The 12,886-nt window shown below is 58.4% G+C and carries 18 protein-coding genes; 6 read left to right on the forward strand and 12 right to left on the reverse strand.

Going from position 1 to position 12,886, the window contains the following annotated elements; translation table 11 throughout:
* Positions 1-56: 56 nt before the first annotated feature.
* The 3 genes from CRO23_RS14565 to dcuR all read left to right on the forward strand — a co-directional run bounded on the left by CRO23_RS14565 (position 57) and on the right by dcuR (position 3,350).
* Positions 57-899: a class I fructose-bisphosphate aldolase gene (locus CRO23_RS14565; protein WP_033640653.1), complete on the forward strand. Its 843-nt coding sequence runs from the start codon at positions 57-59 to the stop codon at positions 897-899.
* 125 nt (positions 900-1,024) lie between these two features.
* On the forward strand, positions 1,025-2,638 hold the full coding sequence (locus tag CRO23_RS14570) for a sensor histidine kinase (protein WP_016928129.1): 1,614 nt from the start codon (positions 1,025-1,027) through the stop codon (positions 2,636-2,638).
* The gene (dcuR, locus tag CRO23_RS14575; RefSeq protein WP_016928130.1) at positions 2,631-3,350 is read left to right on the forward strand and encodes a two-component system response regulator DcuR; all 720 of its coding nucleotides are present in this window, start codon (positions 2,631-2,633) and stop codon (positions 3,348-3,350) included. Before CRO23_RS14570 ends, dcuR begins: the two co-directional genes overlap by 8 nt.
* 37 nt (positions 3,351-3,387) lie before the next feature.
* Here the strand turns inward: dcuR and CRO23_RS14580 are convergent, their stop codons facing one another.
* The 5 genes from CRO23_RS14580 to CRO23_RS14600 form a co-directional block, all read right to left on the reverse strand.
* A complete protein-coding gene (locus CRO23_RS14580) occupies positions 3,388-3,723 on the reverse strand; it encodes a hypothetical protein (RefSeq protein ID WP_097102337.1) in 336 nt (111 codons plus the stop codon).
* Positions 3,724-3,771: 48 nt separating this feature from the next.
* The gene (locus CRO23_RS14585) at positions 3,772-4,077 is read right to left on the reverse strand and encodes a hypothetical protein (protein ID WP_016928132.1); all 306 of its coding nucleotides are present in this window, start codon (positions 4,075-4,077) and stop codon (positions 3,772-3,774) included.
* Between the two features lie 171 nt (positions 4,078-4,248).
* Positions 4,249-4,467, reverse strand: a complete 219-nt coding sequence (locus CRO23_RS14590) for a hypothetical protein (protein ID WP_016928133.1) — start codon at positions 4,465-4,467, stop codon at positions 4,249-4,251.
* A 226-nt stretch (positions 4,468-4,693) separates the two neighbouring features.
* Positions 4,694-5,893, reverse strand: a complete 1,200-nt coding sequence (gene fabV, locus CRO23_RS14595; RefSeq protein WP_016928134.1) for an enoyl-ACP reductase FabV — start codon at positions 5,891-5,893, stop codon at positions 4,694-4,696.
* Between the two features lie 183 nt (positions 5,894-6,076).
* Positions 6,077-6,427: a DUF4377 domain-containing protein gene (locus CRO23_RS14600; RefSeq protein WP_097102340.1), complete on the reverse strand. Its 351-nt coding sequence runs from the start codon at positions 6,425-6,427 to the stop codon at positions 6,077-6,079.
* Positions 6,428-6,675: 248 nt separating this feature from the next.
* On the opposite strand from CRO23_RS14600, the gene CRO23_RS14605 reads away from it, so the two are divergent.
* Positions 6,676-7,026 carry a hypothetical protein gene (locus CRO23_RS14605; RefSeq protein WP_033640660.1) on the forward strand — a complete coding sequence of 117 codons (351 nt, stop codon included), beginning with the start codon at positions 6,676-6,678 and terminating at the stop codon, positions 7,024-7,026.
* Between the two features lie 74 nt (positions 7,027-7,100).
* Complete coding sequence (locus tag CRO23_RS14610) at positions 7,101-7,319, forward strand: hypothetical protein (RefSeq protein WP_033640661.1); 219 nt, start codon at positions 7,101-7,103, stop codon at positions 7,317-7,319.
* On the opposite strand, the gene CRO23_RS14615 is transcribed toward CRO23_RS14610, so the two are convergent.
* The 5 genes from CRO23_RS14615 to ftnA form a co-directional block, all read right to left on the reverse strand.
* On the reverse strand, positions 7,316-7,720 hold the full coding sequence (locus tag CRO23_RS14615) for a hypothetical protein (RefSeq protein ID WP_079449358.1): 405 nt from the start codon (positions 7,718-7,720) through the stop codon (positions 7,316-7,318). The genes CRO23_RS14610 and CRO23_RS14615 overlap by 4 nt on opposite strands.
* Positions 7,721-8,209: 489 nt before the next feature.
* Complete coding sequence (locus tag CRO23_RS14620) at positions 8,210-8,551, reverse strand: YebY family protein (protein WP_004940890.1); 342 nt, start codon at positions 8,549-8,551, stop codon at positions 8,210-8,212.
* Between the two features lie 69 nt (positions 8,552-8,620).
* Complete coding sequence (gene copD, locus CRO23_RS14625; protein WP_097102342.1) at positions 8,621-9,502, reverse strand: copper homeostasis membrane protein CopD; 882 nt, start codon at positions 9,500-9,502, stop codon at positions 8,621-8,623.
* Positions 9,503-9,504: 2 nt separating this feature from the next.
* On the reverse strand, positions 9,505-9,888 hold the full coding sequence (gene yobA, locus CRO23_RS14630) for a CopC domain-containing protein YobA (RefSeq protein WP_004940886.1): 384 nt from the start codon (positions 9,886-9,888) through the stop codon (positions 9,505-9,507).
* A 325-nt stretch (positions 9,889-10,213) separates the two neighbouring features.
* Positions 10,214-10,732: a non-heme ferritin gene (gene ftnA / locus CRO23_RS14635; RefSeq protein ID WP_015377481.1), complete on the reverse strand. Its 519-nt coding sequence runs from the start codon at positions 10,730-10,732 to the stop codon at positions 10,214-10,216.
* Positions 10,733-11,076: 344 nt separating this feature from the next.
* Between ftnA and CRO23_RS14640 the strand changes: the two genes are divergently transcribed.
* A complete protein-coding gene (locus CRO23_RS14640; protein ID WP_016928156.1) occupies positions 11,077-11,307 on the forward strand; it encodes a DNA polymerase III subunit theta in 231 nt (76 codons plus the stop codon).
* Positions 11,308-11,338: 31 nt separating this feature from the next.
* Here the strand turns inward: CRO23_RS14640 and pip are convergent, their stop codons facing one another.
* Positions 11,339-12,292 carry a prolyl aminopeptidase gene (gene pip / locus CRO23_RS14645; RefSeq protein ID WP_097103111.1) on the reverse strand — a complete coding sequence of 318 codons (954 nt, stop codon included), beginning with the start codon at positions 12,290-12,292 and terminating at the stop codon, positions 11,339-11,341.
* A gap of 156 nt (positions 12,293-12,448) precedes the next feature.
* Positions 12,449-12,844, reverse strand: coding sequence for a RidA family protein (locus tag CRO23_RS14650; RefSeq protein WP_097102344.1), 396 nt, complete (start codon positions 12,842-12,844; stop codon positions 12,449-12,451).
* Positions 12,845-12,886: the final 42 nt, after the last annotated feature.

Raw genomic sequence — 12,886 nt, forward strand, 5'->3', positions numbered from 1 at the left:
CCCGACCATCCTTACTCGGCAATAATGGACATATCCCTATCTCAGGAGGACCTGACATGCAGCTCAGCAGTAAGGTGCGGATGAACCGCCTGTTCAACAACGGCAAGTGCCTGGACGTGGCGATCGATCACGGCATCGCCAACGAACCGGATTTCTTAATCGGCCTGGAAGATATCGAACGGGTGATGGGCAACCTGATCGCCGCGCGCCCCGACGCCATTCAGGTCAACTACGGCCAGGCGGATCTGCTGCAGCGCGCGCCGCAGCGCGAAAAGCCGGCGCTGGTGCTGCGCACCGACGTCGGCAACGCCTATAACGCCGCGCGCCACCGTGAGATGTGGGCGGTGTTGCACAATCCGGAAGCGCCGATCCTGGCCGCGCTGCAAATGGACGCCGCCGCGGTGGTGGTCAACCTGTATATGATCCCGGATGAACCCGGCATTTTCCGCCAATGCGTAGAGAACATCGGCCGCCTGCGCCACGCCTGCGACCGCTACGCCATGCCGCTGATGATCGAACCGCTGGTGATGGCCCCGGCCGGCCAGGGCGCCGCCTACGGATCGCTGGGTGACGTGGAGAAGATCGTGCCGCTGGTGCGGCTGGCGCGCGAGCTGGGCGCCGACATCATCAAGGCCGATCCGACCGATCGGGTGGAAGATTTCCACCGCGTGGTGGAAGCGGCGCGCTGCCCGACGCTGGTGCGCGGCGGCGGCAAGGGTGAGCTGGGCCCGGTGCTGGAGAAATCCGCCGCGCTGATGGCGCAGGGCGCCTCCGGCATGGTCTATGGCCGCAACGTCTATCAACACAGCAACCCGTCGCAGGTGGTGCGCGCCCTGATGGCGATCATCCATCAGGGCGCCAGCGGCCAACAGGCGCTGGAGATCTACCACCAGCAGTAACCCGCTTTTGTAACTAAAATAACCCCCCGCTCCCCCGGCAGCATGCTATAACCTGCTGCCGGTAACTGCAGCTTGCCGCATTCCTCGCTAGAATACGCCGTGATATCGCCATTCGGAGAACCGCCATGCCAAAACAACGGGTGCCGCTCAAGCTGAGCACCTCCATCACGCTGATGGTGTCCGCCATCATCGCTTCGGTGCTGCTGGTGGTGTTCGCGCTGTTTTTCGTGCAGATGAGCCGCGAGGGGCAAGATCAGCTGCAGCAAAAAGCCATCGCCGTCGCCAACACGCTGGCGCTCTCCAACACCGTGATCGACGGCTTGCAGCGGCGCGATCACAGCGGCGCCATTCAGCGCTTCGCCGAGCAGGTGCGCCATCAAAACGAGCTGCTGTTCGTGGTGGTGGTGGATATGCAGGGCATCCGCTATTCGCACCCTAAACCCTGGCTGATCGGCAAGCATTTTATCGGCGACGATCTGGCGCCCGCGCTGCAAGGCAACGTCAACAGCGCCATCAACCGCGGCACGCTGGCCCCGGCGCTGCGGGTGTTCGTGCCGGTGTATGACGATCAGAAAAAACAAATCGGCGTGGTGGCGCTCGGCATCGCGCTGGACACCGTGCAGCGGGTGGTGGCGGAGAGCCGTTGGATCATCTATTGGACCATCGCCTTCGCCGCCCTGGTCGGCAGCCTGGGCACCTTTTTCCTGGTCTCTGCGCTCAAACGCATCATGCTGGGTTTCGAGCCTTACGAAATCTCCAACCTGTTCGAACAGCGCAACGCCATGCTGCAGTCGATTAAAGAAGGCGTGATCGCGGTCGATAATGAATCTCGCATCACCATCGTCAATGACGAAGCCAAGCGCCTGCTGCGCCAGAGCGGGCCGGTGGAAAACCTGCTGCTGGAAGCCGCCAGCAAGCATTGGCCGGCGCAGCTGCATCTGGCGGAGGTGCTGGCCAGCGGCGAACCGCTGCGCGATCGGCAGATCAGCTTCAACGGCAGCGAACTGCTGACCAATACCGTGCCGGTGATCGTCAACGGCCAGGTGACCGGCGCCATCGCCACCTTCCGCGACAAGACCGAGATCAGCCGCCTGCTGCAGCGGCTGAGCGGCATGGCGCACTACGCCGACGCCCTGCGGGTGCAGTCGCACGAATTTATGAACAAGCTGCATGTGATACTCGGCATGCTGCACATGAAGGCCTATCAGCAGTTGGAAAACTACATCATCAACACCGCCAGCAACTATCAGGAAGAGATCGGCGCGTTGCTGCGCAAGATCCATTCGCCGGAAGTGGCGGGCTTCTTCATCGGCAAGATCAGCCGCGCCCACGAGGCCGGCATCGAACTGACCATTGAGGAAACCAGCCTGCTGCCGGAAACCGACGATGCGGAGACCACCCACGTGCTGATCAGCGTGCTCGGCAACCTGATCGAAAACGCCATCGACGCCATCGACGGCGTTGAGGGCCACGAGATCGGCCTGAGCTTCCATCATCACGACGATCAATTACACTGTATCGTCAGCGACGACGGCCCCGGCATCGATCCGGCGATCGGCGCGCGCATCTTCGAACACGGATTTTCCACCAAGGGAACGGGACGCGGCATCGGCCTGGCGCTGATCCGCAGCCATCTGGAGAAACTGGGCGGCAGCATCGATTTCGAATCCGAACCGGGCGAGCTGACCCAATTTTTCGTGCACCTTCCCTATCAGGCCAAGAGCAGAGCCCATGATTAACGTACTGATTGTCGACGACGACCCGATGGTGGCGGAGCTGAACAAATACTACCTGAGCCAGGTCGGCGGTTTTCACTGCCAGGCGACGGTCGCCACCCTGAGCCAGGCGCGCGCCCTGCTGGCCGATGCCAGCGTCAACATCGATCTGGTGTTGCTGGATATCTACATGCAGCAGGAGAACGGGCTGGATCTGCTGCCCGGTCTGCGCGAACTCGGCGAGAAGACCGATGTGATCATCATCTCCTCCGCCAGCGACGTGAACACGGTGCAAAAAGCGCTGCACTACGGCGTGGTGGATTATCTGATCAAGCCGTTCCAGTTCAGCCGCTTCAAGGAGGCGCTGAGCCACTATCGGCAACAGTCCCAGCTCTTGGCGCAGCGCGAGTTTTCGCAGGCCGACGTCGACAGTCTGTTGCGCCGCCAGCCCGGCGGCCAGGAGAGCAAAAAGCTGCCGAAGGGCCTGACCAGCATCACCCTGAGCACGGTGTGCGAGTGGATCGAACAGCAGCACGACAGCGAATTCTCCACCGACAACCTGGCCAACGCCATTGGCATTTCGCGAGTGTCCTGCCGCAAGTACCTCATCTATCTGGCGGAGAGCGGCATCCTCGGCACCCGTATTCTGTACGGCGCCACCGGCCGACCGGTCTATCTGTATCAGCTGAAACCGGACGCGATCGCCATGCTGAAAGAGCATTGCCGCCCGGCCTAAACGACGTCGGGCGCAGAAAGCGCCCGGACGTTGAAGGTTAGAAGTTGTGCCTGTAACACTTCGCCTCGGGGTGAGGATCTTTCGAGTGTCTCCGCAGGCAGCGCTGCTTTTTCTGCTGCTGTTCCAGATTCCGCTGCTGCCGCTCGGCGGTCTCAGCGGCTTCGCGCTGCTGTTCGCGTGCAATCGCCTGCTCGTTGGCCAGCATCAGGTTATCGACATTCCACACCTTGTGGCGCAATGCGTCGCGCTTTTTCTGGTACTCCTCGGTGACCTTACTGTCCTTCGGCGCCGCCGCATGGTATTCCAGATCCACCCGCGCCTGCGCGAAGCTGGAACAACACAAGGCCACGCCGGCCAACACGATCCTTTTCATCAATGACTCCTTTTACATTACATCGCTTGACTCTGCGCACACGCTGGCTCAGCAACCGTTCGGCGATGCCGTCGGCTTTTCCTCTGAACGGGAGACGCGCTGCCCGCCGGTGACGGGCGCCTTGCCGGGCTCGATAGCGCACTCCGCCAACCGCGCCAGCTCTTCCGCATCGCGCTCCGTCGGCGGCGCTTCCTCGCTTATTTCCTGCCGCAGATCCTGCGCCAGCGCTTTCAGGCGCTTTTGAAACAGCACCGGCGACACCCCTTCGCACGGCCTGTCGTAGCGCGCTGCGCCGGCGCTTTGGCTTAGCGGCGGCAACAGCAAGAGAAAGATCGCGGCCATGTTCTTCGTCATGGGCAACTCCTTTGATTACGCCGAAATAAACCGGCGGTTCCCTATAAGGAAAACGAATTGTCTGCTAACGCAATGAATGGTCAAGCCACGGCAGAATAACGCAGGAAAGGTAAACCCTCCGACAATATCGGCAGAATGCGCGCATTAATTTGGCTGAATATATTTAGCGGTTTAACGATCGAATATTTTCGCCCCATCTAACGTGCCGCCAATACCGATATTCCCTTCCTGCAATACCGACGAGGCAGACTCACCCGCCATGATGCGTTGCCGCTGTTCCCGCGTGGCCGGCTGGGGCTGAGACCAGTCTGGGGACGTCGACGTCGGCTGGATCGCGCCGCAGCCGCTCAACAAAAACAACGATACCGTGGCACAATAACGCCATGTCATAGTTTTCTCCTTAAAAGAAATAAAATACCCGCAGCCGGCGGCAAGGGTAAATAAAAAATGACTTTCTTTAGTTTAATAACCGCCGTTATTTCACCTTCCGACCGCCGATGTTAACCACTCGGTTCCTCTGTTAACCCGAAATAAACATTTTCGCTTAGCCAGCCGATAATTCGCAGGCAATAAAAAAGGCCGGGCTAACCCGACCTTGTTTGACCGCTCGACGCGCTTAGACCAGCTCGATCACATCGAAATTGGCTTCGCCGCTCAGATCGGCGTCGTAGTCAACGCCCTGCAGACCGAAGCCGAACAGGCGCAGGAATTCCGCCTTGTAGCCCTGGTAATCCGTCAGTTCGTTGATGTTGTTGTCGTTCAGCTGCCGCCAGATTTCACGACAGGTTTCTTGCACTTCGTCGCGCAGTTCCCAGTCATCCAGACGCAGACGGTGCTTCTCGTCGGTGTCCGGCGCCGCGCCGCTGTACAGCTTGGTGGCGAACAGACGCTGGATCTGCTCGATGCAGCCTTCGTGAATGCCCTGTTCCTTCATGATTTTGAACACGATGGAGATATACAGCGGCATCACCGGAATGGCGGAGGAAGCCTGAGTCACTACCGACTTGAGCACCGCAACGTAAGCCGCGCCGCCTTTGGCCTGTAGCTTCTGGTTGATGGCGTGCGCCGCGCGATCCAGATCTTCTTTCGCCTTGCCCAGCGTGCCGTGCCAGTAAATTGGCCAGGTCAGATCGGTACCGATGTAGGAGTAAGCGACCGACTGCGCGTTATCCGCCAGCACGCCCGCTTCGTCCAGCGCGTCCATCCACAGCTGCCAGTCCTGGCCGCCCATCACCTTCACGGTGTCGGCGATTTCTTGCTCGTTGGCCGGCTCGACCACGGCTTCAACCAGCACGTCTTTGTTGGTGTCCAGCGCAACGGATTTGTACGGCTCGCCGATCGGCTTCAGTGCGGAACGCACCACTTCGCCGGTTTCCGGCATCTTACGCACCGGCGAAGCCAGCGAGTAGACCACCAGGTCAACCTGACCCAGGTCTTTTTTGATCAGATCGATCACGGTCTGACGGCACTCGTTGGAGAATGCGTCGCCGTTGATGCTTTTCGCGTATAGGCCTTCTTCTTTAGCTGCCTTGTCGAAACCGGCGGAGTTGTACCAACCGGCGGAACCGGTTTTGCCTTCGCTGCCAGGCTTCTCGAAAAATACGCCGATGGTGGCCGCACCGCTGCCGAAAGCGGCATTGATGCGCGAGGCCAGACCGTAACCGGTGGAAGCACCAATGACCAGCACCTTTTTAGGCCCGTTTTTCAGTTCGCCGCGCGACTTAACGTAGGCGATTTGCTCACGGACGTTGGCTTCACAGCCTGCCGGGTGAGCGGTGGTGCAGATAAAACCACGAATTTTAGGTTTGATAATCATAGTAATTTTTTCTTGGTAGCTAAAAACCGAAGGACAATATACCTGATTTTCTCGATATACTTAAGAAAGTGCGAAAACAAGCGCAGTGAACAGACCAGTCGGAAAGCCCGCCGCCGAGACATGTCATGATGGCAAAGGGATAATCATGGCAGGCCGGGTTGCGATTACCCGGCCAGTCGAGAGTCACGCCTTGTTCTTTTCCAACTGCTCAATCAGCGTGTAACGCAGCGATGAGGCGTCGGCCGGCACGTTCTCCACCGGAGTGACGCGCACTTTCAATCGATACTGATAGCCCGGTTCGAAAGTGAAGCCCTCGATGCCGGTATAGAACAACTCCCACGGCTGCTGCGTGGAACGGCGCACCTGCATGCACTTCATCGGGCCGACGCCCACGCAGTCCACCAGCGCGCTGTTCACCAGCAACACTTCCGTTTGGCCGCCTTTCTCGTTTGCGGGCTGATTCATCGAGGTTCCCTCCTGGCTGCAGCCGGCCAGCGCGGCCAACGCAACAAATAACAACGCTTTAATTTTCAATGTACTGCACCAATAGTCATCCAGGGGCGCCATGCTAACAAATTAACCGGCTCAAGAGAACGGATAGCGATGCGGATCCACACATCCAAAATATCATTCCTCTGTGCCCTATCAGACTGGAAAATATCGCAAAATAAACCCCCTGTTCTTATCCGAACCGGTAATTACCCCCGCTATTTTTTCTGTTAAAAACAGCTGGCTTGCGCAAGCTTTACTGAATTTAACTGAATCGATAAAGAGGGAATTTTATGCAAGAGATCGATGCCAAACACTTTCACCTGATCGCCGGCGCCGGTAACTTTGCCGACAACCGCGGCAGCAATGGCCGCGTCAACAACAACGGCGGCAACAAGAACGGGGGCGGGTCATCCAATCAGGGATTCTACGGCAAGCACACCTCGCCGGATTGCGTTAACGGCGTGATCACCGGCTCTCTGGGCGGCCTTGGCGGCCTGGCGGTGGGCGCGCTCAACGGCGGCTGCTTCAAGGAAGGCAGCAAAGGCGGCGGCAACGTCGGCATGGGGAAAGGCGGCAACAAAAACAGCGGCAGCAACTGCAATAACAATAGCAGTAAAGGCGGCAATACCTGTTCGCGCTAAGCGGTTTTAATTAATCAAAGCTCCGGCTGAGCCTATCCGTTCGGTCGGCGCTTTCCGTATTTTTGGTGATAACCATGTTTAAACTGTTTCGTACCTTATGCCTGCTGCTCGGCTTCTGGATCGCCACCCTGCTGCTCAGCGGCGCGGGGGTCTCCTTTACCCACGGCTATGCCGCGCCTAAAAATCTGTCGCATTTCGTCGTCTCGCTGGTGGTGGTCGGCGCCATCCTGCTGTGGATCCATAAATTGCTGCGGTTCTTTTTTGCCGAGAAATTTGAGAAGAAACCGCGTTAAGCCGTGTTCTCGTTGGGGGCGCCGCCCGCAACGATAAAACCGGCATCGCGAATCGCCGCTTTAACCTGCCTGGCGTCCATCACGGCCGTTTTCACATAGCCAAAAAAGGCCACCCGTGCGCTGGGCAAACGGATTGGCGTCGCCAGTTGAGCCATCAGCTCACGATTGCGCTGCGCCATCAGCTCGGCGCGCGCCTGCCAAAACGCGGCCGGTTCGGAGGGGGCTTCAGTGGCGGTTTCGAACCGAGACGCCAACTCGCTTAGCGCCTCCCACTCCGCCAACAGGGCGGCAACCACTTCAGGATTAACCACCTGCCCCCAGTCAGAGGGTAAGGCCCCCTCACGCCACGCCTCGAGATAGCCGGGCAACATCATCTTTAATTGATTCAGTTGCTCGTTCACTGCGGGTTACCTTTTATAGCGCCTGATGCCGGGATATTTCCCATAATGACACTCTCGTTAAACCGTTGATGGGAGCAATGGCCGAAGCTTATCAGCGCCATAGATGACGTAATGACTTTTGGTGCGGCTAAATTAGCGATAGGTGCGGTGGGTGTGTGGAGCCAGAGATCGGGTTGAAATGTGACGACGGAAAAGAGAAACCAGAAATTTATTGGCGCTTTAAGTGGAATTTCCTTATAAATCAATCACACAAAAAAAGACCGAATACGATTCCTATATTCGGTCTAGGGAAATGGCTCTTGGGAGAGAGCCGTGCGCTAAAAGTTGGCATTTAATGCAGGGCTTGTTCAGCCGTGCACTTTAAGAGTAGCCTACCGCGCCAGTTTTGCCAGCCGCCCGGCGGCTGCGTGATAGTTTCGTGACGAAATAACTATGCGGCAAATGCGCATCAATCTGCGCACGCTGGGCAAGGCGTTGGCAAACAAGCGGTTAGTCAGCGCACAGCTTCTCGGCGCGCTCAATAAACGGCGCCATGCTCATTTTTTTCCCCGGTTCGGCAGGGTCGTCCAGCAGGATCACCTCCAGCGGCTGCGCGCGCTGATGGCCCTTCTTCACCTGCTGCTCCGCCGCGTCGTTGAGCGGATATTGCATCAGGGTGCTGTTATTCAGCACAAACAGCGCGCCGCCGCTGCGGCACTGCAGCGTCACTTCTTCCTTGGTGAACGCCCACTGTTTGCCGTACTCCAGTTTGGTGATGTTCACCAGTTTGTCTGCCGCCAGCGCGCCGGTCGCGGTTGCCAGCAGCGTAATGCCGAGTAATACCGATTTCATGTGATGGCCTTAAGGTTGCTATTCGCGCCGATTTTCCCGCAGCTTGCCCGGCTGCGGCAAGCTGAAATGTCATACCGGCGCATAGGTTGCAAATAAACTGACCAGCAGCAGCACCGCCATCCCCAACCCGACTTCGAGCCAGCAGGCCAGCACCACGCCGCGCTGCGCCAGCGCCGGTACGCGGCTCATCGCCGGCACGATGGCGTAGCGATTGGCCAGCGCCACCATCACCATCAGCGCCACCAACGCGGTTTTGATCAGCAGCAGGCGCTGATAAGGCGAGCCGAGGTTGAGCGGCCAACCGCCGAAAATGATCAGGCTGTTGACGATGCCGGTGACGATCACCGCCGCCACCGCCAGGTGCCCCCAGCGCGAGAAACGGATCAGCGTGGTGATGGCGTCGCTGCGCCACTGCGGCGGAGGCAGGTAACGCAGGCAAACCAGCAGCGGCGCCAGGCTGCCGAACCAGTAACCGGCGGCCAGCAGGTGCACCGCATGGTTGGCGCGGTGCAGCGCGCCCAACGCGCCTTCATGCATCGCCGCGTGGCCGATAAACGCCAGGCTCACCAGCAGCAGCGCCGAGCACAGCGCCAACGCCTGTGCGCGCGGCCGTTCCGGCAGCAGCAGGCTCAGGATCGCCAGCAGCGACAGGCCCAGATGCCAGCGCCACACTTCGCCGAAGGTGGTGCCGAGCACCGCCCACCAGACCTCCAGCCGCCAGGCGTCTTGCCAACCGTCGCCCATCTGCCCGGCCTGAATGGCCAGCAGCGCCACGGCGGAAAGCCCGGCAATCCAGGTGCCGGCAAGCAGCAGGGGGCGCACATCGCGGGAGAGGATCGGGGAGAGGCGCTGCGGTGCCAATAAGGCGGTGAACAGACTGATGCCAAACATCAGCATCACCGCCGCAAAGTGCACCAAGCGACACAGAACGAACAGAGTCGCCAGACTCACGATCAGTTTACGGTGAAGCTGTACTGGCCTTTGGTTTTATGCCCGTCGACCGAAACCACATGCCAGCTGACGTTGTATTTGCCCGCGCTCAGCTCGCCTTCAATCGGCACGTTGACCTGGGTGTTGTTGTTCGGATCGAGCTGCAGCTTGCCGGTTTTCACCACGGCGTTGTCCGGGCCGGTGATTTTCACGCCGCTGAAGTTCGGCTCGATGCCTTCGGAGAAGCTGAGGGTCAGCGCCTTCGGCGCCGGGCTGACGCTGGCGTCGGCCTTCGGCGTTTCCACTTTCAGGTGGGCGTGCGCCAGCGCTTGCTGAGAAGACAGGCCGACGAACAGAACGAAAACGGTGGAAAGCAGGCGACAGGAGGAACGAATTTTACCGATCACAGTGGTATCCCTTAACAGTATAAAGAGGGTCATAAGGGTTAAGGCCACAGCCAAGGCGATGTATCAGCGGCCCCAACCCACCGCAATGATTGCGCCACGGGTAAACAGAAAAACGGGTTGTATCGGCTAACCCGCTGTTTTGACTCTACCATCCCTGTAGCGTATCGCGGTAAATCATAACGACCACGCTGCGGCAAGTCGAGCGCATCACTGGCATTTTGCGATCCGGCAGCACGTATCGCCGCATAACCGCGATAAACGCAGGGTAAAAAAAACCGCGCGTCAGGCTCGCCCGCGCGCGGTTTTTTCGATGTTCTGATGCAGATCAGGCCTGGTCGTTGCCGCCCTGGCCCATCGCGCCCATTTTCTTCAGATCTTTGTCGATGAAGAACAGGCCCTTGCCGCTGGTGCCCACCAGCGCCAGCTTGTCCAGCACGGATTTGAACAGTTTCTCTTCTTCATGCTGCTCCGCCACGTACCACTGCAGGAAGTTGAAGGTGGAGTAATCGTGTGCGGTCATGGCGGCGTGCGCCAGTTCGTTGATCTGACGAGTGATCAGCTGTTCGTGTTCGTAGGTCTGCTGGAACACGTCCGCCAGCGATTCGAACGCTACCGGCGGCGCGGCGATGGTGCCCAGCAGCGGCAGAGAGCCGGTGTCGCTCAGATAGTCGAACAAACGTTGCATATGCTGCATCTCTTCCTGAGAATGCTCCTTAAGAAATGCGGCGGCGCCTTCAAAGCCTTTATCGCTGCACCATGCGCTCATCTGCAGATACAGGTTGGCGGAGTAGAACTCCAGATTCAGTTGCTCATTCAGCTTTTGAGTCATTTCTTGCGTCAGCATAATGATTCCTTTTATTTTGCAGGTCATGAATTTAATTTCCGCGCATTATGCCTTGCTGCCATAAAAATAAAAACACATTATTCACACCAAGCAAACATTAATTATAAAAACTATAAATATCAATAAATTAAGATATATCTACCACATTGAGAATTCACATGATAATTATTTTCATCTTTTATTTTAATCAAAAAGCGAATCATTCTTATTTAAAAGAATAAATAGATTGCATTACTCTCGGATAAATATCGCTCCCGGCAACGGCGTAATGGGCTTGCCAAGCGCCGCCGGGTGGATTACCTTCTGCGCAGATTCAATGCGGCAAAGTAAGTAAGGAGCATAGCGTGGGTTACAATCTGGCCGAGCTGTCCAAAGAGGAAATGGACAGGGTGAATGTGGATCTCGCCGCCTCAGGCGTGGCGTACAAAGAGCGCTACAACATGCCGGTGATCCCGGAAGTGGTGGAGCGCGAGCAACCGGAAGCGCTGCGCGACTATTTTCGCGAGCGCGTGGCGCACTACCGCGCGGAATCCCACAAGTTTTCGCGCCTGCCGTACGAGCCGAAGGCTAAATAGAAAAACCCGCCGTTACGGCGGGTTTTTTGCGTCACTTGCCGGCAAACCGGTCGGTGGCGATCATCAGCTGGTGCAAAATGCCCGGCTCATCATACGAATGCCCCGCCCCTTCCACGATATGCAGCTCCGCCTCCGGCCAGGCCTTGGCCAGGTCCCAGGCGTTCTGCACCTGGCAGGCCATGTCATAGCGGCCGTGGACGATCACCGCCGGAATATGGCGGATCAGCGGCACGTTGCGCAGCAGTTGGTCGTCGCTTTCCAGGAAGCCCAGATGGGTGAAGTAGTGGTTTTCAATGCGGGCGAACGCCAGCGCGAAATCATCCTCGCCGAACGAAGCGGATTCGCGGCTCGGCAGCAGCGTGACCGTCTCCCCTTCCCACACGCTCCACAGCTTGGCCGCTTCAAGCTGCACCTGCGGATCGGTCGAGGTCAGCCGCTGCCGGTAGGCGGCGATCACGTCTTTACGCTCGTCATCCGAGAGGATGGACAGCACGCGCTCCCATTTTTCCGGGAAGAAGCGCGAAGCGCCGTCCTGGTAATACCAATGCAGCTCCTGCTTGCGCAGGGTGAAGATGCCGCGCAGCACCATTTCACTGACGCGCTCCGGGTGGGTCTGCGCATAGGCGAGCGCCAGCGTCGATCCCCAGGAACCGCCGAACACCAGCCACTGCTCGACGCCGGCCATTTCGCGCAGCCGCTCGATATCGGCCACCAAATGCCAGGTGGTGTTGTTGTCCAGGCTGGCATGCGGACGGGAGCGGCCGCAACCGCGCTGATCGAACAGCAGCACCTTGTAGCGTTCGGGATCGAACAGCTGACGATGATGCGGGGAGATGCCGCCGCCCGGCCCGCCGTGAATGAATACCGCCGGTTTACCGTTCGGGTTACCGCTCAGCTCCCAGTAGATCCGGTGGCCATCCCCAGTATCCAGCCAACCGCTGTCGTATGCCGCTAACGGCGGGTACAAACCTCGTAATTGTTCCATGGCGCTTTCCGTCTCTCTGTGAGTCATGCTTTCATCAAAGCGGAAGCCGCCCGGCAGGTCAACGGTAAAACCCGAAAACTCGAACGCGCGCCGAGAACTCGCCGCGCGTTTGCTCAAAATCACAACGACCTGCCTGTAAAATGCCCACAGGCCCGATCAGTTAAGGTGCGCGATCGCGCTGATCTCCACCAACTGCTCGGGCGAAGCCAGCCCGGTGACGCCGATCAGCGAACCGGCGGGTCGGTGATCGCCGACATAGCGCTTGAACAACGCAATGCACGGTTCAACGTGCGCCTGTACGTCGGTCAGGTAGATCTCCACATACGCCAGGTTCGAACGTTCGGCGCCGAATCCCGCCAATACCCGATCCAGGTTGTCCAACGTCTGCTGGGTTTGCCGTTCAATATCGCCCGCGCCGATAAACTCACCCTGCATATCATGGGAAAACTGCCCCGAAATGTAGAGGGTGTCTTTGACGCGAACGCCTTGGGACACGCCATTCTCCTCTTCCCAAATGACCCCGTGATGGTAGTGCGTGATGCCGTTTCTCATGCTGCTTCTCCAACCGTTTATCGTTTCCATGACGACTATAAT

It is taken from the genome of Serratia sp. JKS296, from assembly GCF_900215445.1.
In the GTDB taxonomy this organism is placed as follows: domain Bacteria; phylum Pseudomonadota; class Gammaproteobacteria; order Enterobacterales; family Enterobacteriaceae; genus Serratia; species Serratia marcescens.